The 23,395-nt window shown below is 42.7% G+C and carries 26 protein-coding genes and 2 pseudogenes; 26 read left to right on the top strand and 2 right to left on the bottom strand.

Annotation, left to right across the window (positions count from 1 at the left end; all coding sequences use genetic code 11):
- From HT669_RS04055 to pflA, 17 genes and pseudogenes are all read left to right on the top strand, one after another.
- Positions 1-646, top strand: a pseudogene (locus HT669_RS04055) (N-acetylmuramoyl-L-alanine amidase family protein); the annotation flags it as partial.
- Between the two features lie 203 nt (positions 647-849).
- A pseudogene (locus tag HT669_RS04050) lies at positions 850-984 on the top strand (LPXTG cell wall anchor domain-containing protein); the annotation flags it as partial.
- A gap of 306 nt (positions 985-1,290) precedes the next feature.
- Positions 1,291-2,064: a TatD family hydrolase gene (locus HT669_RS04045; protein ID WP_172933634.1), complete on the top strand. Its 774-nt coding sequence runs from the start codon at positions 1,291-1,293 to the stop codon at positions 2,062-2,064.
- Positions 2,064-2,624, top strand: coding sequence for a ribonuclease M5 (gene rnmV / locus HT669_RS04040; protein ID WP_050302807.1), 561 nt, complete (start codon positions 2,064-2,066; stop codon positions 2,622-2,624). Before HT669_RS04045 ends, rnmV begins: the two co-directional genes overlap by 1 nt.
- A gap of 71 nt (positions 2,625-2,695) precedes the next feature.
- On the top strand, positions 2,696-3,607 hold the full coding sequence (locus tag HT669_RS04035; RefSeq protein WP_172933633.1) for an XRE family transcriptional regulator: 912 nt from the start codon (positions 2,696-2,698) through the stop codon (positions 3,605-3,607).
- A 268-nt stretch (positions 3,608-3,875) separates the two neighbouring features.
- Positions 3,876-5,906 (top strand): bacteriocin-associated integral membrane family protein, encoded by a 2,031-nt coding sequence (locus HT669_RS04030; RefSeq protein WP_172933632.1) that lies wholly within the window; start codon positions 3,876-3,878, stop codon positions 5,904-5,906.
- 1 nt (position 5,907) lies between these two features.
- Entirely contained in the window at positions 5,908-6,549 is a 642-nt protein-coding gene (locus tag HT669_RS04025; protein ID WP_000565534.1) for an ABC transporter ATP-binding protein, read from the top strand.
- Positions 6,542-6,862, top strand: a complete 321-nt coding sequence (locus HT669_RS04020; RefSeq protein WP_172933631.1) for a hypothetical protein — start codon at positions 6,542-6,544, stop codon at positions 6,860-6,862. Before HT669_RS04025 ends, HT669_RS04020 begins: the two co-directional genes overlap by 8 nt.
- A gap of 118 nt (positions 6,863-6,980) precedes the next feature.
- Positions 6,981-7,853, top strand: coding sequence for a 16S rRNA (adenine(1518)-N(6)/adenine(1519)-N(6))-dimethyltransferase RsmA (gene rsmA / locus HT669_RS04015; RefSeq protein ID WP_172933630.1), 873 nt, complete (start codon positions 6,981-6,983; stop codon positions 7,851-7,853).
- A gap of 1 nt (position 7,854) precedes the next feature.
- A complete protein-coding gene (rsgA, locus tag HT669_RS04010) occupies positions 7,855-8,733 on the top strand; it encodes a ribosome small subunit-dependent GTPase A (protein WP_172922342.1) in 879 nt (292 codons plus the stop codon).
- Between the two features lie 10 nt (positions 8,734-8,743).
- Positions 8,744-9,400 (top strand): ribulose-phosphate 3-epimerase, encoded by a 657-nt coding sequence (gene rpe, locus HT669_RS04005; RefSeq protein ID WP_172922338.1) that lies wholly within the window; start codon positions 8,744-8,746, stop codon positions 9,398-9,400.
- On the top strand, positions 9,363-10,025 hold the full coding sequence (locus HT669_RS04000) for a thiamine diphosphokinase (RefSeq protein ID WP_172922339.1): 663 nt from the start codon (positions 9,363-9,365) through the stop codon (positions 10,023-10,025). Before rpe ends, HT669_RS04000 begins: the two co-directional genes overlap by 38 nt.
- Position 10,026: 1 nt before the next feature.
- Positions 10,027-11,283 (top strand): DNA recombination protein RmuC, encoded by a 1,257-nt coding sequence (locus HT669_RS03995; RefSeq protein WP_023941425.1) that lies wholly within the window; start codon positions 10,027-10,029, stop codon positions 11,281-11,283.
- Positions 11,273-12,217, top strand: a complete 945-nt coding sequence (locus HT669_RS03990) for a 3'-5' exoribonuclease YhaM family protein (protein ID WP_000703190.1) — start codon at positions 11,273-11,275, stop codon at positions 12,215-12,217. The genes HT669_RS03995 and HT669_RS03990 overlap by 11 nt, the downstream gene beginning before the upstream one ends.
- A gap of 263 nt (positions 12,218-12,480) precedes the next feature.
- The gene (gene purR / locus HT669_RS03985) at positions 12,481-13,308 is read left to right on the top strand and encodes a pur operon repressor (RefSeq protein ID WP_007284882.1); all 828 of its coding nucleotides are present in this window, start codon (positions 12,481-12,483) and stop codon (positions 13,306-13,308) included.
- 60 nt (positions 13,309-13,368) lie between these two features.
- A complete protein-coding gene (locus tag HT669_RS03980; protein WP_172922340.1) occupies positions 13,369-14,619 on the top strand; it encodes a diaminopimelate decarboxylase in 1,251 nt (416 codons plus the stop codon).
- A 125-nt stretch (positions 14,620-14,744) separates the two neighbouring features.
- Positions 14,745-15,539: a pyruvate formate-lyase-activating protein gene (gene pflA / locus HT669_RS03975; RefSeq protein WP_001288274.1), complete on the top strand. Its 795-nt coding sequence runs from the start codon at positions 14,745-14,747 to the stop codon at positions 15,537-15,539.
- Positions 15,540-15,611: 72 nt separating this feature from the next.
- Here pflA and yidC read toward each other — a convergent pair whose 3' ends face one another.
- Both yidC and HT669_RS03965 read right to left on the bottom strand, forming a co-directional pair.
- Positions 15,612-16,538, bottom strand: coding sequence for a membrane protein insertase YidC (gene yidC / locus HT669_RS03970; RefSeq protein WP_000835945.1), 927 nt, complete (start codon positions 16,536-16,538; stop codon positions 15,612-15,614).
- Between the two features lie 77 nt (positions 16,539-16,615).
- The gene (locus HT669_RS03965) at positions 16,616-16,894 is read right to left on the bottom strand and encodes an acylphosphatase (RefSeq protein WP_001174613.1); all 279 of its coding nucleotides are present in this window, start codon (positions 16,892-16,894) and stop codon (positions 16,616-16,618) included.
- A gap of 33 nt (positions 16,895-16,927) precedes the next feature.
- Between HT669_RS03965 and HT669_RS03960 the strand changes: the two genes are divergently transcribed.
- From HT669_RS03960 to HT669_RS03920, 9 genes are all read left to right on the top strand, one after another.
- Positions 16,928-17,668, top strand: coding sequence for an RNA methyltransferase (locus tag HT669_RS03960; protein WP_172922341.1), 741 nt, complete (start codon positions 16,928-16,930; stop codon positions 17,666-17,668).
- A gap of 54 nt (positions 17,669-17,722) precedes the next feature.
- Positions 17,723-18,406 (top strand): Bax inhibitor-1/YccA family protein, encoded by a 684-nt coding sequence (locus HT669_RS03955; protein WP_001016920.1) that lies wholly within the window; start codon positions 17,723-17,725, stop codon positions 18,404-18,406.
- A gap of 111 nt (positions 18,407-18,517) precedes the next feature.
- Positions 18,518-19,510, top strand: a complete 993-nt coding sequence (asnA, locus tag HT669_RS03950; protein ID WP_000747993.1) for an aspartate--ammonia ligase — start codon at positions 18,518-18,520, stop codon at positions 19,508-19,510.
- 64 nt (positions 19,511-19,574) lie between these two features.
- The gene (gene rsmD, locus HT669_RS03945) at positions 19,575-20,114 is read left to right on the top strand and encodes a 16S rRNA (guanine(966)-N(2))-methyltransferase RsmD (protein ID WP_000706960.1); all 540 of its coding nucleotides are present in this window, start codon (positions 19,575-19,577) and stop codon (positions 20,112-20,114) included.
- A complete protein-coding gene (gene coaD, locus HT669_RS03940; RefSeq protein WP_001280764.1) occupies positions 20,104-20,592 on the top strand; it encodes a pantetheine-phosphate adenylyltransferase in 489 nt (162 codons plus the stop codon). The genes rsmD and coaD overlap by 11 nt, the downstream gene beginning before the upstream one ends.
- Positions 20,576-21,613 carry a SepM family pheromone-processing serine protease gene (locus tag HT669_RS03935; RefSeq protein ID WP_007284885.1) on the top strand — a complete coding sequence of 346 codons (1,038 nt, stop codon included), beginning with the start codon at positions 20,576-20,578 and terminating at the stop codon, positions 21,611-21,613. Before coaD ends, HT669_RS03935 begins: the two co-directional genes overlap by 17 nt.
- A gap of 57 nt (positions 21,614-21,670) precedes the next feature.
- Positions 21,671-21,901: a DUF1146 family protein gene (locus HT669_RS03930; RefSeq protein WP_023933289.1), complete on the top strand. Its 231-nt coding sequence runs from the start codon at positions 21,671-21,673 to the stop codon at positions 21,899-21,901.
- Positions 21,902-21,924: 23 nt separating this feature from the next.
- Positions 21,925-23,208, top strand: coding sequence for a UDP-N-acetylglucosamine 1-carboxyvinyltransferase (gene murA, locus HT669_RS03925; protein WP_000358021.1), 1,284 nt, complete (start codon positions 21,925-21,927; stop codon positions 23,206-23,208).
- A complete protein-coding gene (locus tag HT669_RS03920; protein ID WP_001036519.1) occupies positions 23,201-23,389 on the top strand; it encodes a DNA-directed RNA polymerase subunit beta in 189 nt (62 codons plus the stop codon). Before murA ends, HT669_RS03920 begins: the two co-directional genes overlap by 8 nt.
- The last annotated feature ends 6 nt before the right edge of the window (positions 23,390-23,395 follow it).

Here is a 23,395-nt window from a genome sequence, read left to right as displayed (position 1 = left end):
ACCAGCGGAAGATTCAATGCCAGCTCCAGCAGGCGGTTCAATGGGTACAGGTTTCTTATTCGGCAACTCTTCATTCTACTACCTCAACAGTAATAGTTCTATGACGAGAGGTTGGAAAAAAGAAAATGGAATGTGGTACTTCTACAATACTGATGGTTCAATGGCCACAGGATGGTTGCTAGACAATGGCTCATGGTACTACCTCAATAGTAATGGTTCAATGGCCACAGGATGGTTGCTAGACAATGGTTCATGGTACTACCTCAATAGTAATGGTTCAATGGCCACAGGATGGTTGCTAGACAATGGTTCATGGTACTACCTCAATAGTAATGGTTCAATGGCCACAGGATGGTTGCTAGACAATGGCTCATGGTACTACCTCAATAGTAATGGCTCAATGGCCACAGGATGGTTGCTATACAATGGCTCATGGTACTACCTCAATAGTAATGGTTCAATGGCCACAGGATGGTTACTAGACAATGGTTCATGGTACTACCTCAACAGTAATGGCGATATGAAAGTTAGCCAATGGTTCCAAGTTAGTGGGAAATGGTACTATGTAGATGAATCAGGTATGCTTGCAGTCAATACAACAGTAAACGGCTATAGAGTCAATGCTAATGGTGAATTGGTAAACTAAATCTAACTGAATGAATCTTAATATTATTTTTTGATAGGATATTAAGGCTGAAAATAACTCCATAATCTCTAGCCAGATTTATTCTACTGGAGATTATGGAGTATTTTGTAATATAAGAGATAATGGAAGGATGAGCTAGTAACTCAACATTCTTATATAATAGATTGAATCTAGAGTAGTACATAGTTACTGATGAAAAATCAACTGTTAAAGTGCCTGCTGGCAAATAATTACCTAACACAGGTTCAGCATCAAGTGCAGCACTTGCTAGTCTTGGTCTAGTGGCGGCAACCAGTGGTTTTGCTTTGCTAGGAAGAAAGGCTAGACGTAGAAAATAGGACAGCTAGAAATTTCTATTCTCTACTTAAAGTTAGATTATAAGGGGGATTTTGAGAAGTCATCAATCCTAGTGATGGATGAGAAAAGTGAGAACCCAAGATAATCACACACTTTAGCTGAACAGGGATATTCTATTCTATCAATGCAACCAGTCTCTTCTGTCTCTAACTGTGGAATAGAAGATGGGCAATATCGGATAGAAAAGCTAGCAGAATAGCTCTATTGAAGAGAGGAGGGAAACCGAAAAATTGGGTGCCCCTCCTCTTTTTTGGTATAATAGAAGATAGAAAACGAGGTTAGAAGAGATGATTTTTGATACACATACACACTTGAATGTAGAAGAATTTGCAGGTCGTGAGGCAGAAGAAATTGCCTTGGCTGCTGAGATGGGTGTGACACAGATGAATATTGTTGGTTTTGATAAACCGACGATTAAGCGTGCCTTGGAGTTGGTAGATGAGTATGACCAGCTCTATGCGACTATCGGTTGGCACCCGACAGAAGCAGGGACTTACACAGAGGAAATTGAAGACTACTTGCTTGATAAGCTCAAGCATCCAAAGGTAGTTGCTTTGGGTGAGATTGGTTTGGATTATCATTGGATGACAGCGCCCAAAGAGGTGCAGGAGCAGGTTTTTCGCCGTCAGATTCAGCTATCTAAGGACTTGGATTTGCCTTTTGTTGTCCATACCCGTGATGCGCTGGAAGATACCTATGAGATTATCAAGAGCGAGGGAGTTGGCTCTCGAGGTGGTATCATGCATTCATTTTCAGGGACGCTTGAGTGGGCAGAGAAGTTTGTCGAGCTTGGTATGACCATTTCCTTCTCAGGAGTGGTGACTTTTAAGAAGGCAACTAACATCCAAGAAGCAGCTAAAGAGTTACCTTTGGATAAGCTTTTGGTGGAGACGGATGCGCCTTACTTGGCTCCTGTACCCAAGCGTGGCCGCGAAAACAAAACAGCCTATACTCGCTATGTGGTGGACTTTATTGCTGCCTTGCGTGGGATGACGGCAGAAGAGTTAGCGGCGGCAACGACTGCAAATGCAGAGCGAATTTTTGGATTGGACAGCAAGTAATGAAAGAAAAAATTTCCCAAGTCATCGTAGTTGAAGGTCGCGATGATACGGCCAATCTCAAACGTTACTTCGATGTAGAGACCTATGAGACACGAGGTTCTGCTATCAATGACCAGGATCTAGAGCGGATTCAACGTCTACACCAACGCCATGGAGTCATTGTCTTTACAGACCCAGATTTTAATGGGGAACGGATTCGGCGCATGATTATGACGGCCATTCCAACAGTTCAGCATGCCTTTCTCAAGCGAGATGAAGCTGTTCCCAAGTCCAAGACCAAGGGGCGTTCTCTGGGAATTGAGCATGCCAGCTATGAAGACCTGAAAACGGCTCTAGCTCAGGTGACAGAACAATTTGAACATGAGAGTCAGTTTGACATTAGTCGTAGCGATTTGATTCGCCTTGGTTTTCTAGCAGGGGCAGACAGCCGTAAGCGTAGAGAATATCTCGGAGAGACTCTCCGAATCGGCTATTCTAACGGCAAGCAACTCCTCAAACGCCTAGAGTTGTTTGGGGTTACTTTGGCAGAAGTGGAAGAAGCTATGAAATCTTATGAGTAGGAAAGATGTGACCGTTACAATTTTTTAAGTTTCACAGTATTTTTCGAAGCAGGTAGAAGAGGAGGCGTCTGATGTTAATTGGTCAAAAAATTAAAGAGATTCGGATAGAAAAAGGAGTTAGTCGTCCAGATTTTTGTGGAGATGAGCAAGAACTGACAGTTCGTCAACTGTCGCGAATTGAAAGTGGAGCTTCGCAACCGAGTTTGCTCAAGTTAGACTATATTGCTCGCCGGCTAGGAGTTCCAGTTTATAGCCTTCTGCCGGATTTTTCAGCTCTTCCTTCTGCTTATTTAGAATTGAAATACCAGATTTTACGTGAACCAATCTATGGTAAAGAAGAGGAGTACGATAAGAAGGAAGCGTGTTTGGAAGAGATAGAGGATTTATTTTATGAGCAACTTCCTAATGAGGAGAAAGTATGGTTTGGAGCTACTAGAACAACGATAGATGTTATTCGAAGCGGACGACCAGAATACGGGGAAACCGTACTGGACGATTATTTTAAAAGAATTTATGATAAGGAATTGTTTTTGATAAATGAATTAGAAGTTATCAACTTATATTTTGCTACAGTGCTTACAAAGATAAAACAAGGTCAAAATCAGATTGAAGAAATTAACAGAATTCATTCGTTTTTAGTTCGTTTGACAAATCATGTGGAATTAATTGCACCAGAATATCTGTTTGCTTTAAGTAACACTTTGTTTTCGGGTCTAGCCTGTTTGGATAATTTGTCGTCTTATGATTCACTAGAAGCTTATATCTTTAGCCTTAATCATATAATGGAAAAAACACAAGATTTCCAGAAGAAACCAATTATATTAATGTTGGAGTGGAAATTATCTCTAATAATAAACAATGATTATGTATCTGCCGAACAGTTCTATCAGAAATCGAAGCTATTTGCTGATATAATAGAAAATTCTTATTTAGTTACTATGTTAGAAAAACAATGGCAAGAAGATTTAAAAAAATATTTATAAATATCGTGAAGCAATGACAAAAATGTCCTTGTTCTCGCATCAAAACAGCTCTAAAGTTCGTTTTTAGGGCTGTTTTTTTAGATATAAGCTAAAAATAATATGAAAGAGTTAGATTTTAAGGACATTGATGTCCTTGATAGTTCTTGAAAAAACGGATATAATATATTTGAAGATGTTGCTAGTAGAAAGAACTTAATAAACTTCTTAACATGGCAGTGACTGTGGTCGCCTTCTCACTAAGTGACCAAGTAACTTTTTGGAGGAAGTGATGAAACGTTTATTTATTTTGATTTCAATGGTATTGGTATCGCTTTATATGGTGATAAATTCCGTTGATCATCGAGAAGAGATTTTATTTGGTAACTATCCCTCTGTTGATGTGATGGGTACTGGGCTAGACCAATCAGTAGCTGATCGAGAAAAACTGACAGAGGCTTTGAGTCACTTGGCGGTAGAGCACAATAGTCTCATCGCTCGTCGAATTGTTGAGCCAAATGAAGCTGGAGAAACACGCTTTACCTATGCCACTTATGGTCAGGGAGAGCTTCCAGAAGGTTTGACCATTTCCTCCAAGGAGAGTGCAGAAACGAGTGATTTATTAGGGTCTTACTTGATTGTATCAGGAAGTTTGGATGGAGTGAGCTTACAGACCGCCCTGCAAGAACTTGGTTATAATGGTGTTGTCTCGAATAGAACAGAGGCATTTTCGATGGTCGTCCTCTTGTCTGCTACCCCAATGGGGCTACTGAGTCTAGCTATTTTTCTGCTGACTTTTATGAGTCTGACCCTGATTTATCGGATCAAGTCCCTTCGTCAGGCAGGGATTCGCTTAATCGCTGGTGAGAGCTTGTTTGGGGTGGCTCTCAGACCAGTGTTAGAAGATGTGAGACAGCTTATCTGCTCAGTGCTGGTATCCAGTCTTTTGGGATTGGGGATTCTCTGGTATCAAGGTGCCTTGTTTATGGCAACGGTGCAACTGGTCATCATTGCTCTTCTACTTTATGGATTGACCTTGGCCGGGATTTCTACCTTACTAAGTGTCGTGTATCTACTTGGATTACAGGAAAATAGTCTGGTGGATTTATTGAAAGGGAAACTCCCTCTCAAACGGATGATGACATTGATGATGATGGGGCAACTATTAGCTGTATTGGTTGTCGGTTCGAGTGCGACTACTCTCCTACCCCACTACCGTGAAATGCAGGAGATGGAGAAAGCTAGCGATAAATGGAGCCAGTCCTCAGACCGTTACCGTCTATCCTTTGGTTGGTCTAGTGCATTTGCCGATGAAGAAGGAATGCGTAAGGATAATCGTGAGTGGCAGACATTTACTGAAGAACGGTTAGCCAATACAGACTCTTTTTATATTATGAGCAATGTTGACAATTTCTCAGATGGAGCAGAAGTGGACCTAGATGGCAATCGTCTCAATGACTATACACCGTCAGGGAATGTCATCTATGTCTCACCGCGCTATCTGATAGAAGAAAAGATTACCGTTTCTTCAGAGTTTATGGATAAGATGCAAAACTTGTCTGAGGGAGAGTTTGGGCTGATTTTGCCTGAGAGCTTGCGAGAGCAGTCTGCCTACTACCAAGGATTGTTTACAGATTACCTGCAAAGATTTTCATCTGAAAGTGTAGAAGTGACGAGTCAGAAACACTACCTCCCACAGCTAAGGCTAGATTTTACAGAAACAGGACAGGAACGCTTCCTCTATAACGATGGGTACAAGACGACACGCCAGTACTTAAAAGATCCGATTATTGTAGTTCTAACGCCACAAGCGACTGGAACAAGACCTGTTGCAGGGATGTTGTGGGGAACTACGGCTAATAGTGCCTTGAAACTAGATCGATATGGAGACAGCATTACCGCTCTAAAAGAGCAAGGTCTGTATCACAAGGTCTCTTACTTGGTAAAAAGCCAGCTATTTTTTGCCAAGGTACTAAATGACAAACGGGTGGAGTTTTACTCTCTCCTTATTGGGACGATTTTGACCCTGTCTACGGCTATCTTGTTATTTGATTCCATGAGTCTTCTCTATTTTGAGCAGTTCAGACGGGAGCTTATGATTAAACGTCTTTCTGGTATGACAATTTATGAGCTTCATGGCAAGTACTTACTGGCGCAAGGAGGAGTTCTCTTGCTTGGTCTAATCTTATCTAGTGTTTTGACAGGAGATAGCTTGATTAGCGCTCTAGTTGTAGCTTTGTTTACGCTTAACGCCCTCTTGATTTTAGTAAGGCAGGACAAAAAAGAAGAAGCTGGTAGCATGGCAGTATTGAAAGGAAAATAAGATGATTGATATTCAAGGATTGGAAAAGAAATTTAATGACCGCGCGATTTTCTCTGGTTTGAATCTCAAGCTGGAGAAGGGCAAGGTCTATGCCTTAATCGGAAAGAGTGGGAGCGGAAAGACGACTCTGCTGAATATCTTAGGCAAACTAGAAAAGATAGATGGAGGAAGGGTTCTCTATCAGGGGAAAGATTTAAAAACCATTCCCACTCGTGAGTATTTTCGAGACCAGATGGGCTATCTCTTTCAAAATTTCGGCCTCTTAGAAAACCAATCAATCAAAGAAAATTTGGATTTGGGTTTTGTTGGTCAGAAAATCTCAAAAGTAGAACGTTTGGAAAGGCAAGTGGGGGCTTTAGAAAAAGTTAATCTAGGGTATTTGGATTTAGAACAAAAAATCTATACTTTATCTGGGGGAGAGGCTCAGCGAGTTGCCCTTGCGAAGACTATTTTGAAAAATCCACCCTTGATTTTGGCAGATGAACCAACAGCAGCTCTTGATCCTGAAAATTCAGAGGAGGTTATGAATCTATTGGTGGGCTTGAAAGATGAAAATCGAATGATCATCATTGCGACCCATAATCCCCTAGTCTGGAATAAGGCCGATGAAATTATTGATATGAGGGAGCTTGCTCATGTGTGAAAAAATCCGTATTCGCAGGGTATCTGATTATCCTAGTGCCAGAGGTGGTTTAGAAGATATTCTCATCATGGAAAACATGACCAATCATCTTCTTTTAGTTCAAATCCGAGTGAATGGCTATTTGCTTGATTTTGCTAGCATTGAAGGGCAAAGACAAAAGCATTATCGTTTGAAAAATTTACCTCAAACGGTTGAACTGACAGTGGACGATGTGGAGGAGGATGTGGATTTGACCCTACCTGAAAATCGAAGTTATAAAGAAGCTGATTTTTTCGAACGTATGTTTCGAGAGAACCGCTCAGTCCCCCTTTAAAGATTTCCAAGACTATCTTTCTTCATGAGGAAAGATAGTTTTTTGGTATGATTTTCACCCCCAAAATACAAGGGGAATGTGTTACAATAGTAGTAACAGATAATAGAAAAGAGAATAGATGAGAATTGCAGATTATAGTGTGACCAAGGCAGTGCTGGAGCGTCACGGTTTTACCTTTAAAAAGTCCTTCGGGCAAAATTTCCTGACGGATACCAATATCCTTCAAAAAATTGTGGATACGGCTGAAATTGATGACCAGGTCAATGTCATCGAAATCGGGCCAGGTATTGGTGCCTTGACGGAGTTTCTGGCTGAGCGTGCAGCCCAAGTCATGGCTTTTGAGATTGACCACCGTTTGGTGCCAATTTTGGTAGATACCCTGCGTGATTTTGATAATGTGACTGTAGTTAACGAAGATATTCTCAAGGTTGATTTGGCGCAACATATCCAAAATTTTAAAAATCCTAACCTGCCAATCAAGGTAGTGGCTAATTTGCCTTACTACATCACGACGCCTATTCTCATGCACTTGATTGAGAGTGGCATTCCTTTTAGTGAGTTTGTGGTCATGATGCAGAAAGAAGTAGCGGACCGCATTTCAGCCCAGCCTAACACCAAGGCTTACGGTAGCTTGTCGATTGCGGTTCAGTATTACATGACTGCCAAGGTTGCCTTCATCGTGCCTCGTACGGTCTTTGTGCCAGCGCCAAACGTGGACTCTGCTATTTTGAAAATGGTGCGCCGTCCAGAACCAGCCGTAGCAGTGGAAGACGAGAACTTTTTCTTTAAGATTTCCAAGGCAAGTTTCACCCATCGCCGAAAAACCTTGTGGAATAACCTGACAGGTTACTTTGGCAAGACTGAGGAAGTCAAGGACAAGCTGACTAAGGCTTTGGACCAAGCAGGCTTGTCACCAAGTGTGCGTGGGGAAGCTCTCAGCTTGGCAGAATTTGCCGGTCTAGCAGACGCACTTAAAGGGGAAGGACTCTAAGATGCAGGGACAAATTATTAAAGCCTTGGCAGGTTTCTACTATGTGGAGAGTGATGGCCAGGTTTATCAAACACGGGCGCGTGGGAATTTCCGTAAAAAAGGCCATACCCCTTACGTTGGGGACTGGGTAGATTTCTCTGCGGAGGAAAATTCAGAGGGCTATATCCTCAAGATTCATGAACGGAAAAACAGTCTGGTCCGTCCGCCTATTGTCAATATTGACCAAGCTGTAGTAATCATGTCCGTCAAGGAACCTGATTTTAACAGCAATTTGCTGGATCGTTTCTTGGTTCTTTTGGAGCACAAGGGTATTCATCCCATCGTCTATATTTCCAAAATGGATTTGTTGGAAGATAGAGGAGAACTGGATTTTTACCAACAGACTTATGGTGACATCGGCTATGACTTTGTGACCAGTAAAGAGGAACTCCTGCCTTTGTTAACAGGCAAGGTTACGGTCTTTATGGGGCAGACAGGTGTTGGGAAGTCAACTCTTCTCAATAAAATCGCACCGGACCTCAACCTTGAAACAGGAGAAATCTCAGACAGTCTGGGGCGCGGTCGCCATACCACTCGAACTGTTAGTTTTTACAACCTCAATGGGGGTAAAATCGCAGATACACCAGGCTTTTCATCCTTGGACTATGAAGTATCAAGGGCGGAAGACCTTAATCAGGCCTTTCCAGAGATTGCTAGTGTTAGTCGAGACTGCAAGTTCCGTACTTGTACCCATACCCATGAGCCGCCCTGTGCTGTCAAACCAGCAGTTGAAGAAGGTACCATTGCGTCCTTCCGTTTTGACAACTACCTGCAATTCCTCAGTGAGATTGAAAATCGTAGAGAAACCTACAAAAAAGTCAGCAAAAAAATTCCAAAATAAGGAGAAACCTATGTCTCAATACAAGATTGCTCCGTCAATTCTGGCAGCAGATTATGCCAACTTTGAACGTGAAATCAAGCGCCTAGAAGCAACTGGGGCAGAGTATGCCCATATCGATATCATGGACAGTCATTTTGTACCGCAAATCAGTTTTGGTGCAGGTGTGGTCGAGAGCCTTCGTCCTCATAGTAAGATGGTTTTCGATTGCCACTTGATGGTGTCAAACCCTGAGCATCATCTGGAAGACTTTGCGCGTGCGGGAGCGGATATCATCAGCATCCATGTGGAAGCAACGCCTCATATTCATGGCGCCCTCCAAAAAATTCGTTCACTCGGAGTTAAGCCTTCAGTCGTTATCAATCCTGGCACATCAGTTGAAGCCATCAAGCACGTTCTTCATCTAGTTGACCAAGTTTTAGTCATGACGGTTAATCCAGGTTTTGGTGGGCAAGCCTTTCTGCCAGAAACCATGGATAAGGTTCGTGAGTTGGTTGCTCTTCGTGAGGAAAAAGGTTTGAACTTTGAAATCGAAGTGGATGGTGGGATTGATGATAAAACGATTGCTCAAGCCAAAGAAGCTGGTGCGACCGTTTTTGTAGCAGGATCCTATGTCTTTAAGGGAGATGTCAATGAGCGAGTACAAACTCTCAGAAAACAACTGGACTAGGGTTGCCGTTTTTGCAGGCGGAGACCGTGGTCATTATCGGACGGACTTTGATGGTTTTGTTGGTGTGGATCGGGGCTCGCTCTGGGTCTTGGAGGAAAACCTACCTCTTGCTCTAGCGGTTGGAGATTTTGATTCTGTCACTGCAGAAGAGCGACAGGTGATTCAAAAACGTGCCCAGCATTTTGTTCAAGCCCGACCAGAAAAAGATGATACCGATTTGGAATTGGCTCTCTTAACCATCTTTGAGCAAAATCCTCAGGCTCAGGTCACTATTTTCGGTGCTTTGGGTGGTCGTATCGACCATATGCTGGCCAATGTTTTTCTTCCTAGCAACCCCAAGTTGGCGCCTTATATGCGTCAAATAGAAATTGAGGATGGGCAAAATTTGATTGCCTATTGTCCAGAAGGGACCAGTCAGCTAGAACCTCGCTCGGACTATGACTATCTAGCCTTTATGCCGGTTCGGGATAGTCAGCTGACTATTCTTGGTGCCAAGTATGAGTTGACAGAGCAGAATTTTTTCTTTAAAAAAGTGTACGCTTCTAACGAATATATAGATAGGGAAGTGTCAGTGACTTGCCCAGCTGGCTATGTGGTTGTACTGCATAGTAAGGACAGGAGGTAGGATGGAAAGTTTACTTGTTCTATTATTGATTGCCAACCTAGCTGGCCTCTTTCTGATTTGGCAAAGACAAGATAAGCAGGAAAAACATCTCAGCAAGAGCTTGGAGGATCAGGCAGATCACTTGTCAGACCAGTTGGATTACCGTTTTGAACAAGCCAGACAAGCCAGGCAGTTAGATCAAAAAGACTTGGAAGTAGCTGTCAGCGACCGTTTGCAAGAAGTGCGAATCGAATTGCACCAAGGTCTGACGCAAGTCCGTCAAGAAATGACAGATAATCTCCTCCAAACCAGAGATAAGACCGACCAACGTCTCCAAGCCTTGCAGGAATCAAACGAGCAACGTTTGGAACAAATGCGCCAGACAGTCGAGGAAAAACTAGAAAAGACCTTGCAGACACGCTTGCAGGCTTCCTTTGAGACAGTTTCCAAACAACTGGAGTCGGTCAATCGTGGCCTGGGGGAAATGCAGACAGTTGCCCGCGATGTCGGCGCCCTCAACAAGGTTCTCTCTGGAACCAAGACACGAGGGATTCTGGGAGAATTGCAACTGGGGCAAATCATCGAGGATATCATGACCCCTGCCCAGTACGAACGAGAATACGCAACAGTTGAAAACTCCAGTGAACGAGTGGAGTATGCCATCAAGTTACCCGGACAAGGCGACCAAGAATATGTCTACTTACCGATTGACTCTAAGTTTCCACTGGCAGATTATTATCGCTTAGAAGAAGCCTATGAAGCAGGTGACAAGGACGAAATCGAACGCTGTCGTAAGTCGCTCCTAGCCAGCGTCAAACGCTTTGCAAAGGATATTAAGAGCAAGTACATAGCACCACCTCGGACGACCAATTTTGGAGTTTTGTTTGTCCCGACAGAAGGTCTCTACTCAGAAATTGTCCGCAATCCTGTCTTCTTTGATGATTTGAGGCGGGAAGAGCAGATTATTGTTGCAGGTCCAAGTACCCTATCAGCCCTTCTTAACTCCCTATCAGTTGGATTCAAAACTCTCAATATCCAAAAGAGTGCCGACCATATCAGTAAGACTCTTGCCAGCGTCAAGACCGAGTTTGGCAAGTTTGGTGGTATTCTGGTAAAGGCACAAAAACATCTCCAACATGCCTCTGGCAATATTGATGAATTATTAAACCGTCGTACCACAGCTATCGAGCGGACGCTCCGTCACATTGAGTTGTCAGAAGGTGAGCCTGCGCTTGATCTACTCCATTTCCAAGAAAATGAGGAAGAATATGAAGATTAGTCACATGAAAAAAGATGAGCTGTTTGAAGGTTTTTACTTAATCAAATCAGCTGACCTGAGGCAAACTCGAGCTGGGAAAAACTACCTAGCCTTTACCTTCCAAGATGATAGTGGCGAGATTGAGGGGAAGCTCTGGGATGCCCAACCTCATAACATTGAGGCCTTTACCGCAGGTAGGGTTGTCTACATGAAAGGGCGCCGAGAAGTTTATAACAACACTCCACAGGTCAATCAAATCACTCTCCGCCTGCCGCAAGCTGGTGAACCCAATGACCCAGCTGATTTCAAGGTCAAGCCACCGGTTGATATCAAGGAAATTCGTGACTACATGTCGCAAATGATTTTCAAAATTGAAAATCCTGTCTGGCAACGGATTGTCCGAAATCTCTACACCAAGTATGATAAGGAATTCTACTCCTATCCAGCAGCCAAGACCAACCACCATGCCTTTGAAACAGGCTTGGCCTATCATACGGCGACCATGGTGCGCTTGGCAGATGCCATTAGCAATATTTATCCTCGGCTCAATAAGAGCCTGCTCTATGCGGGAATTATGCTGCATGACTTGGCCAAAGTTATCGAGTTGACGGGACCAGAACAGACTGAGTATACAGTGCGAGGCAATCTTCTTGGACATATCGCTCTGATTGATAGCGAAATTACCAAGACGGTTATGGAACTCGGCATTGATGATACCAAGGAAGAAGTCGTTTTGCTCCGCCACGTCATTCTCAGTCACCACGGCTTACTTGAGTATGGAAGTCCAGTCCGTCCACGCATTATGGAAGCAGAGATTATCCATATGATTGACAATCTGGATGCCAGCATGATGATGATGTCAACAGCTCTGGCTTTGGTGGATAAAGGAGAGATGACCAATAAAATCTTCGCTATGGACAATCGTTCCTTCTATAAACCAGGTTTAGATTTATAATTTAAGAAAAATGGACATTTTTTAGAATAAGAATGTTCGTTTTTTTCTGTGAATATGGTATAATAAGTAAAAGACAAAAATGAATACTTTTCGAAAATCTCTTCAAACTAGGGTAGTATCGCCTTGTCGTATGTATATATGCAGGTATATTACAGGATTTGTCAGTTCTATCGACAATCTCAAAACAGTGTTTTGAACCACCAGTGACCAGCTTTCTAGTTTGCTTTTTGATTTTTTGAATAAAAATGGAATAGGAAATAGAAATGAAATTAAGAAGAAGTGATCGGATGGTTGTCATTTCCAACTATTTGATTAATCATCCTTATAAACTAACTAGTCTCAATACTTTTGCTGAAAAGTATGAATCTGCTAAATCATCCATCTCAGAAGATATCGTCATTATCAAACGCGCCTTTGAGGAAATCGAAATCGGTCACATCCAGACTGTGACTGGGGCTGGCGGAGGTGTTATCTTTACACCATCAATCTCAAACCATGATGCTAAGGAAATGGTTGAAGACTTGCGTGCCAAGTTGTCAGAAAGTGACCGTATCTTGCCAGGTGGCTACATCTACCTGTCTGATTTACTTAGCACACCAGCCATCTTGAAAAATATTGGTCGCATTATTGCCAAGAGCTTTATGGATCAAAAAATTGACGCGGTTATGACAGTAGCAACCAAGGGTGTGCCACTTGCAAATGCAGTTGCCAATGTCCTCAATGTCCCTTTTGTCATTGTGCGCCGTGACCTGAAAATTACCGAAGGTTCAACGGTTAGCGTCAACTATGTATCCGGTTCAAGTGGTGACCGTATCGAGAAAATGTTCCTTTCAAAACGGAGTCTCAAGGCAGGTAGCCGTGTCTTGATTGTGGATGACTTCTTGAAAGGCGGCGGAACTGTCAATGGGATGATTAGTCTCTTGCGCGAATTCGACTCAGAATTGGCAGGTGTAGCGGTCTTTGCGGACAATGCCCAAGAAGAACGTGAAAAGCAGTTTGAATACAAGTCACTCTTGAAGGTAACCAATATTGATGTCAAGAACCAAGCCATCGATGTTGAGATTGGTAATATTTTTGACACAGAAGAATAAAGGATAAAGGTTGGAACGGTTGTCCCAGCCTTTCTTTGCAAATAGAATAGAAGGAAACTTATGAAAACACCATTTATTAATAAAGAAGACTTAGAAGCGATTGTAGCCGAGTTCCCAACTCCCTTTCACTTATATGATGAGAAGGGAATTCGTGAGAAGGCAAGAGCCGTCAACCAAGCCTTTTCGTGGAACAAGGGCTTTAAGGAATATTTTGCAGTTAAGGCTACTCCAACACCAGCTATTTTAAAAATTCTCCAAGAGGAAGGCTGTGGTGTGGACTGCTCTAGTTATGTAGAACTTTTGATGAGTCATAAACTGAATTTCCCTGGTTCTGAGATTATGTTCTCTTCAAACAATACGCCAGATAAGGAATATGCCTATGCGCGTGAATTGGGTGCGATCATTAACTTGGATGCCTTTGAAGATATTGAACATTTGGAGCGAGCAGCAGGCATTCCAGAAATCATCTCATGTCGTTATAATCCTGGAGGCGTTTTTGAACTGGGGACAGACATTATGGATAATCCTGGGGAGGCTAAGTTTGGTATGACCAAGGACCAGCTCTTTGAAGCCTTTGCTATCTTGAAGGAAAAAGGAGCCAAGATTTTTGGGATTCACTCCTTTCTAGCATCCAATACTGTCACCCATCTCTATTATCCAGAGTTGGCGCGTCAGCTTTTTGAATTGGCTGTTGAAATCAAGGAAAAGCTGGGTATTTCACTAGACTTTATCAATCTTTCCGGGGGTATTGGAGTCAACTATCGTCCTGAGCAGGAGCCAAATGATATCGCCTTGATTGGTGAGGGAGTTCGTAAGGTGTATGAAGAGGTTCTTACGCCAGCAGGTCTTGGTCAGGTCAAGATTTTCACCGAATTGGGTCGTTTTATGCTGGCACCTCACGGTGCTTTAGTCACAAGAGTCACTCATAAGAAGAAAACCTACCGTACCTATCTAGGTGTGGATGCATCAGCAGTCAACCTCATGCGTCCAGCTATGTACGGAGCCTACCATCATATTAGCAACGTGACCCATCCAGATGGACCAGCTGAAGCGGTAGATGTGGTTGGCTCACTCTGTGAAAACAATGATAAATTTGCAGTCAATCGCGAACTGCCTCATACAGAAATCGGTGATTTGCTGGTCATTCATGATACAGGTGCCCACGGTTTTTCAATGGGCTACCAGTACAATGCCAAACTTCGTTCTGCGGAAATCCTTTATACTGAAGAAGGCAAAGCCCGTCAAATCCGCCGTGCAGAGCGCCCTGAAGACTATTTTGCAACCTTGTATGGTTTTGATTTTGAAGAATAATCTGATGATAGATTGAAAATGAAATTGAAAAACAGATTGCTTTCTAAAAAATAGGTAAAAATCTTGTTTTTCCTTCAAGTCGTGATATAATAAAACTATAAAACGTTTTCAAGGAAGGTGACGATATGTCTGAAGAAACAATTGATTATGGACAAGTGACAGGAATGGTGCATTCGACAGAAAGTTTTGGGGCGGTAGATGGCCCTGGTATTCGCTTTATTGTCTTTTTACAGGGCTGTCACATGCGTTGCCAGTATTGCCATAACCCAGATACTTGGGCTATGGAGTCCAATAAATCACGTGAACGGACGGTAGATGATGTCTTGACAGAAGCCTTGCGCTACCGTGGTTTCTGGGGAAATAAGGGCGGGATTACAGTCAGCGGAGGAGAAGCCCTCTTGCAGATTGATTTCCTGATTGCCCTTTTCACCAAGGCTAAGGAACAAGGAATCCACTGTACCTTGGACACCTGTGCCCTTCCTTTCCGTAATAAACCACGTTACCTTGAAAAGTTTGACAAACTCATGGCTGTCACTGACTTGGTTCTCTTAGATATCAAGGAAATCAACGAAGAACAGCACAAGATTGTTACTAGCCAAACCAATAAAAATATCTTGGCCTGTGCCCAGTATCTATCAGATATTGGAAAACCTGTCTGGATTCGCCACGTGCTAGTTCCAGGATTGACAGATAGAGATGATGACTTGATTGAACTTGGTAAGTTCGTCAAGACTCTTAAAAATGTGGATAAGTTTGAAATTCTGCCTTATCACACCATGGGTGAGTTTAAATGGCGTGAATTGGGAATTCCCTATTCCCTCGAAGGGGTTAAACCACCAACAGCAGACCGCGTTAAGAACGCTAAACAACTCATGGATACCGAAAGTTACCAAGACTATACGAAACGTGTACATGGATAGAAAAGAAGCCTGATGGAAACATCGGGCTTTTGACTTGCAAAAAGACTTAGCAAATCAGCTAAGCCTTTCTTCTTATCTCGAACGTTGTTTTCCAGCGTTGCGATTTTTGTGTTTTTTCTTGCTTGTGATAGCAGTTGGTTGTTCAGGGGTAACGTCTTTTCGTCCATTTGGTGTTGAGAAAGCACTTGCTTTTGGTGGGTTCTTGGCTAGTTCTTCACGGACTTTTTTGCGAAGTTTTGGACGAACGATATAGTTGACGATAAACTGTTGGAGAATCATCATGAAACCACCGACAACCCAGTAAAGTGTAACACTGGCTGGTGAGAAGAGGGAGAAGACGACGATCATGAGTGGGCTCATGTAAATCATTTTTTTAATTTGTTCTCTTTGCATTTCATCTTCTACTCCGTGAAGTGAAAGGAGCGATTGAAGATAGTAAAGGACACCAGCGAAGGCAACCAAAATCATACTTGGAGAACCTAGAGGAATTCCTAGGTAGCTTGCTTGAGCAACACCTTCAGTATGTTGGGCAGCAAAGTAGATAGCAGAGAAGAAAGGCATTTGAAGGAGGATAGGGAAACATCCTACACCACCAAACATGCTGATGCCATGCTCTTTTTGAGCGGCAAAGAGAGCTTGTTGGGCTTCGAGTTTTTCTTCTTGAGTAGTTGCTTCTTTGAGACGAGTTTGGTGTGGCTCAAGGACGTGCTTGAGGGCATTCATCTTTTCAGAGTGAAGCGTTGCCTTCCATGATTGGTAGATACCAAGTGGCAAGATAATCAAGCGCACGATAATGGTTACGATGATGATAGCGACACCAAAGCCTAGACCTTGATCAGTAGCGAAGTACTTGATAGCTTCAGCCATAGGCGCTCCGATCGTATTCCAAATAAATCCTGTCGGCTGACCTGTGGTTTTATCGACATTGACACAGCCAGTTAAGACAAGCAACATAGCCACTCCCATAGCCGAGAATGCAAAACGTTTAATAGATTTCACTGTTTTTATTCCTTCTTTAAAAATTATACCTTTCTATTCTACTGTTTTTTTACAAAATATACAATAGTTCTGGAGACCTAATTTGCGATTTTAAAGTCAGAGTAGGGAGGAAAGTTGCTTAGTTTGACATCTAAGTAGCTTACTTTTGAAAAAGGTGTCGGTCCTTTTCGGATTTCTTGGATAAATTTTGCCATGATAGCAGATGAGTCTGCTTGGGCTAAGATTTCCACTGTGCCATCGTCGTTATTCCATACCCGACCTGTGATGCCACCGATTTCAAGGGCCAGGCTATAAACACCCCAACGAAAGCCGACTCCCTGCACCCTACCTTGGGCAATCATTCTAACCTTTTGCATACCAAACCCCTTTGATTGTGTTATAATATTTCTATGACTATTATAACCTCAAAAGCCAATTCTGTGGTAAAAAATGCTAAGAAATTACACCAAAAAAAATACCGCAAGTCTGCCTATTTGATTGAAGGCTGGCACTTGTTTGAAGAAGCTGTCCAAGCTGGAGTGACGATTGAGAAAATCTTTGCCCTAGAAAGTTACCGAAATCAGTTAGCTGCTTTTCCGCAAACTATCTGGGTGTCAGAGGATATTTTACTAGATTTGGCGGATTCTCAGACTCCACAGGGAATCGTTGCGGTGGTTCAAAAAGAAGAAGTAGGACAAGCTGACTTTAGTCAGGGCAAGTTCTTGTTTTTGGAAGATGTGCAAGATCCTGGTAATGTAGGAACCATCATTCGAACTGCGGATGCAGCAGGCTTTACAGGAGTGATTGTTTCAGATAAATCGGCAGATATCTACAGTCTCAAGACCTTACGTTCCATGCAAGGCAGTCATTTTCATCTGCCTATTTACCGGATGACTAGCCAAGCGCTCCTTAAGGAAACCAAAGAGGCAGCTATCCCTGTGCTAGCTACAACCCTATCTAAAGATTCTGTTGATTACAGAGAACTGCCTCCTATAGAAAATTTTGTACTAGTCATGGGAAATGAGAGCCAAGGAATTAGTCCCCTTATGGCTGAAAGTGCAGACCAGTTGGTCCATATTAGCATGAAGGGGCAGGCGGAGAGTTTGAATGTTGCCATTGCAGCTGGTATTTTGATTTTCCATTTAAGCTAATTTTAACTTTTTTTGTTATAATCAAGGAAAGATGTTCATAGAAAAGGAGAAAAGATGAATCACACTATTATACATGACCGTGTAGGTCTCAATCAATTTTACGCTAAGGTATATGCCTTTGTTGGTCTGGGAATCGGACTATCTGCTTTGGTATCAGGCCTTATGTTGACGGTCTTTCAGTCTCAGTTGGTTTACTTTTTGATGCAGGGGCGTCTCTGGTTGACCATTGCAACCTTTGCAGAATTGGCCTTGGTTTTCGTTGCCAGTAGCATGGCTTCAAGAAATAGTCCAGCTGCTCTTCCAGTATTTTTGCTATACTCTGTTTTAAACGGTTTTACCCTTAGTTTTGTGGTAGCCTTCTATACTCCGGGTACAGTTTTATCTGCCTTTGTATCGAGCTCCCTTCTCTTCTTTGTCATGGCTGCAGTTGGTATCTTCACCAAGAAAGATTTGAGCGGTCTTGGTCGAGCTATGATGGCGGCTCTGATCGGTTTGATTATTGCTATGATAGTCAATATTTTCTTGTCTAGTGGTTTCTTTGATTATATGATTAGCGTAGCCATGGTTTTGGTTTTTTCAGGGTTGATTGCTTGGGATAACCAAAAGATTCGCCTCGCCTATGAACAATCACAAGGTCGTGTAGCGACAGGCTGGGTGGTGTCAATGGCTCTCAGCATCTATCTTGATTTTATCAATCTTTTCCTAAGTATTCTACGTATCTTTGGTCGCAATGACTAAAAGGTCTATGAAATCAGTGTTTTGAGTGACACTGATTTTTTTAAAATTTTCTCTTTTCTTTTCTTGGAAATAGGTGTATAATATGTTTATTAAATTTTTGAGGAGTTGTCTATGAAGAAAAGTTTTATCCATCAACAAGAAGAAATTTCCTTTGTCAAAAACACTTTTACCCAGTATTTGAAAGATAAGCTAGAAGTTGTCGAAGTTCAAGGTCCTATCTTGAGTAAGGTCGGTGACGGAATGCAGGACAACCTGTCTGGTGTGGAAAATCCAGTATCGGTCAAGGTTCTCCAAATCCCTGATGCTACTTATGAAGTGGTGCACTCACTTGCTAAATGGAAACGCCACACCTTGGCTCGTTTTGGCTTTGGTGAAGGAGAGGGTCTCTTTGTCCACATGAAAGCCCTTCGTCCAGATGAGGATTCCTTGGATGCAACCCACTCTGTTTATGTTGACCAGTGGGACTGGGAGAAGGTTATCCCAAATGGTAAGCGTAACATCGTTTATCTAAAAGAAACAGTTGAGAAGATTTATAAGGCTATTCGCCTGACTGAGCTAGCTGTTGAAGCTCGCTATGACATCGAGTCTATCTTGCCAAAACAAATCACCTTTATCCATACAGAAGAATTGGTAGAACGCTACCCAGACTTGACACCTAAAGAACGTGAAAATGCGATTTGTAAAGAATTTGGAGCCGTCTTTTTGATTGGTATCGGTGGCGAGTTGCCAGATGGTAAACCGCACGATGGACGTGCACCAGACTATGATGACTGGACAAGCGAGTCTGAGAATGGCTACAAGGGTCTAAATGGTGATATTCTTGTCTGGAATGAGTCTTTAGGTGGAGCCTTTGAGTTGTCTTCTATGGGAATTCGTGTAGATGAAGAAACTCTTAGACGTCAGGTGGAAATTACAGGTGATGAAGACCGCTTGGAATTGGAATGGCACAAGTCTTTGTTGAATGGCCTATTCCCATTGACAATCGGTGGAGGAATTGGACAATCTCGTATGGCCATGTTCCTACTTCGCAAGAGACACATCGGAGAAGTGCAAACAAGTGTTTGGCCTCAAGAAGTCCGCGATACTTACGAAAATATTTTGTAGAGAATCGAACCGCAAGGTTCGGTTTTCTTTCTCTTTTTGTCTATAATTTGGTATAATAAACAGTATGAAAATCGTATCAGGAATCTATGGGGGACGTCCCCTCAAGACACTAGAAGGCAAGACAACAAGACCTACTTCGGATAAGGTTAGGGGAGCCATTTTTAACATGATTGGTCCCTACTTTGAAGGGGGACGAGTCTTGGACCTTTATGCAGGTAGTGGTGGTTTATCTATCGAAGCAGTATCGCGTGGCATGTCCAGTGCTGTTTTGGTGGAGCGAGACCGTAAGGCTCAGACCATCGTGGCTGAAAATATCCAGATGACCAAGGAAGTTGGAAAATTTCAACTCCTCAAGATGGATGCAGAGAGGGCATTGGAACAGGTATCTGGGGAATTTGACCTCGTTTTCTTAGACCCTCCCTATGCCAAGGAACAAATCGTAGCAGATATTGAAAAAATGGCTGAGAGAGAGCTTTTTTCTGAAGATGTTATGGTTGTGTGCGAGACGGATAAGGCCGTTGAACTTCCAGAAGAGATTGCCTGTCTGGGTATCTGGAAGGAAAAGATTTATGGAATTAGTAAGGTGACAGTCTATGTCAGATAAGATTGGCTTATTCACAGGCTCATTTGATCCGATGACAAATGGGCATCTGGATATGATTGAACGGGCGAGCAGACTCTTTGATAAGCTCTATGTCGGTATTTTTTTTAATCCCCACAAACAAGGATTTCTTCCTATCGAAAATCGTAAACGGGGGTTAGAAAAGGCTGTGAAACATTTGGGAAATGTTAAAGTCGTGTCTTCTCATGATGAATTGGTGGTCGATGTCGCAAAAAGACTGGGGGCTACTTGCCTAGTGCGAGGCTTGAGAAATGCGTCGGATTTGCAATACGAAGCCAGTTTTGATTACTACAACCATCAGCTGTCTCCTGATATAGAGACTATTTATTTACATAGTCGACCTGAACATCTCTATATCAGTTCATCAGGCGTTAGAGAGCTTTTGAAGTTTGGTCAGGATATTGCCTGCTATGTTCCCGAGAGTATTTTGGAGGAAATAAGAAATGAAAAAAAAGATTAGATGGCCCTTATACGTCATTGCGGCCTTGATTGTGACTTTCTTGGCATTTGTAGTGCCCTTGCCTTATTATATAGAGGTTCCAGGTGGTTCGGAAGATATTCGCCAAGTCCTTAAAGTAAATGACACAGAAGATAAGGAAGCTGGTGCCTATCAATTCGTTACGGTTGGTGTTCAACATGCCACTTTAGCTCATATGATTTATGCTTGGTTGACACCTTTTACAGATATTCGTAGTGCTCAGGAGACTACAGGTGGTTCTTCCGATGTTGAATTTATGCGAATCAATCAATTCTACATGCAAACATCGCAAAATATGGCCAAGTATCAAGGACTAAAAACAGCTGGTAAGGATATCGAACTCAAGTACTTTGGCGTTTATGTTTTGAATGTGACGGATAATTCAACCTTTAAAGGGATTCTCAATATCTCTGATACGGTCACAGCAGTCAATGATCAGACCTTTGATAGTTCCAAAGACTTGATTGATTACGTCAGTTCTCAAAAATTAGGGGACTCCGTCAAGGTCACCTATGAAGAGGATGGGCAAACCAAGTCTGCAGAAGGAAAGATTATCACCTTGGAAAATGGAAAAAATGGGATTGGAATCGGCTTGATTGATCGTACAGAGGTAATCAGCAATGTCCCAATTAGCTTTTCAACAGCTGGTATTGGCGGCCCAAGTGCTGGTCTCATGTTTAGTCTAGCTATCTATACTCAAATAGCTCACCCAGATCTTCGTAATGGTCGTATTGTTGCTGGTACAGGTACCATTGACCGCGATGGGAATGTGGGGGATATTGGAGGTATTGATAAAAAAGTTGTAGCTTCGGCTAGGGCAGGTGCCGCTATTTTCTTTGCCCCTGATAATCCTGTTAGCGAAGAAGAACAAAAAGCACACCCGGATGCAAAAAACAACTACCAAACAGCCCTAGAAGCATCCAAAACAATCAAGACAGATATGAAAATCGTGCCCGTTAAAACCCTACAAGATGCAATTGATTACTTGAAAAACAATCCCTAGTTTTTAAGTGAAGTTTCCAAACTAGCGCACAAACAGAGAAGATGGTATAATAGTCAAATGGTTCAATTATTATTCACTCTAAGCAGTCACATGCTCTTTATTTATGTGAGTTTTTACCTTTTAAAGGATCTTGTTAGATGGGAAAAGGTTTTAAAAGTGACAGCTGAGAATACAAGAAAAGTTCGTTTATTAGTAGGTTTTTTCAGCATTGTAATGGGCTATATCTTGAGTTCTTTCTTTATCAGCCTGTATCATTTGTGGCAAGAAGCGCTTAGAGGATTATTATAAAATCAAGAGTAAAGGAAACGAGTATGGACAAAATTGTTGTTCAAGGTGGCGATAATCGTCTGGTAGGAAGTGTAACCATCGAAGGAGCAAAGAATGCAGTCTTGCCCTTGTTGGCAGCGACTATTCTAGCAAGTGAAGGAAAGACAGTCTTACAGAATGTACCGATCTTGTCGGATGTCTTTATTATGAATCAGGTGGTTGGTGGTTTGAATGCCAAGGTTGACTTTGATGAGGAAGCCCATCTTGTTGAGGTGGATGCTACTGGCGACATCACTGAGGAAGCCCCTTACAAGTATGTCAGCAAGATGCGCGCCTCCATCGTTGTATTAGGGCCAATCCTTGCCCGTGTGGGTCATGCCAAGGTATCCATGCCAGGTGGTTGTACCATTGGTAGCCGTCCTATTGATCTTCATTTGAAAGGTCTGGAAGCTATGGGGGTTAAGATTAGTCAGACAGCTGGTTACATCGAAGCCAAGGCAGAACGCTTGCATGGCGCTCATATCTATATGGACTTTCCAAGTGTTGGTGCAACGCAGAACTTGATGATGGCAGCGACCCTAGCTGATGGGATGACAGTGATTGAAAATGCTGCGCGTGAGCCTGAGATTGTTGACCTAGCCATTCTCCTTAATGAAATGGGAGCTAAGGTTAAGGGTGCTGGTACAGAGACCATTACCATTACCGGTGTTGAGAAACTTCATGGTACGACTCACAATGTAGTCCAAGACCGTATCGAAGCAGGAACCTTTATGGTAGCTGCTGCCATGACTGGTGGTGATGTCTTGATTAAAGATGCTGTCTGGGAGCACAACCGTCCCTTGATTGCCAAATTGCTTGAAATGGGAGTGGAAGTGACGGAGGAGACGGAAGGAATTCGCGTTCGCTCTCAACTAGAAAATCTAAAAGCTGTTCATGTGAAAACCTTGCCCCACCCAGGATTTCCAACAGATATGCAGGCTCAATTTACAGCCTTGATGACAGTCGCAAAAGGGGAATCAACTATGGTGGAGACAGTTTTCGAAAATCGTTTCCAACATCTAGAAGAAATGCGTCGCATGGGCTTGCATTCTGAGATTATCCGTGATACAGCTCGTATTGTTGGTGGTCAACCTTTGCAGGGAGCGGAAGTTCTTTCTACTGACCTTCGTGCCAGTGCAGCCTTGATTTTGACAGGTTTGGTAGCACAGGGAGAAACTGTGGTCGGTAAATTGGTTCACTTGGATAGAGGTTACTACGGTTTCCATGAGAAGTTGGCGCAGCTAGGTGCTAAGATTCAGCGGATTGAGGCAAGTGATGAAGATGAATAAGAAATCAAGCTACGTAGTCAAGCGTTTACTTTTAGTCATCATAGTACTGATTTTAGGTACTCTGGCTCTAGGAATCGGTTTAATGGTAGGTTATGGAATCTTGGGCAAGGGTCAAGATCCATGGGCTATCCTGTCTCCAGCAAAATGGCAGGAATTGATTCATAAATTTACAGGAAATTAGGCTGGA

This window comes from Streptococcus sp. 2100 (assembly GCF_013276335.1).
GTDB lineage: Bacteria > Bacillota > Bacilli > Lactobacillales > Streptococcaceae > Streptococcus > Streptococcus pseudopneumoniae.
Note: the sequence above shows the minus strand (reverse complement) of the source record. Positions and strands in the feature narration are given on the sequence as shown.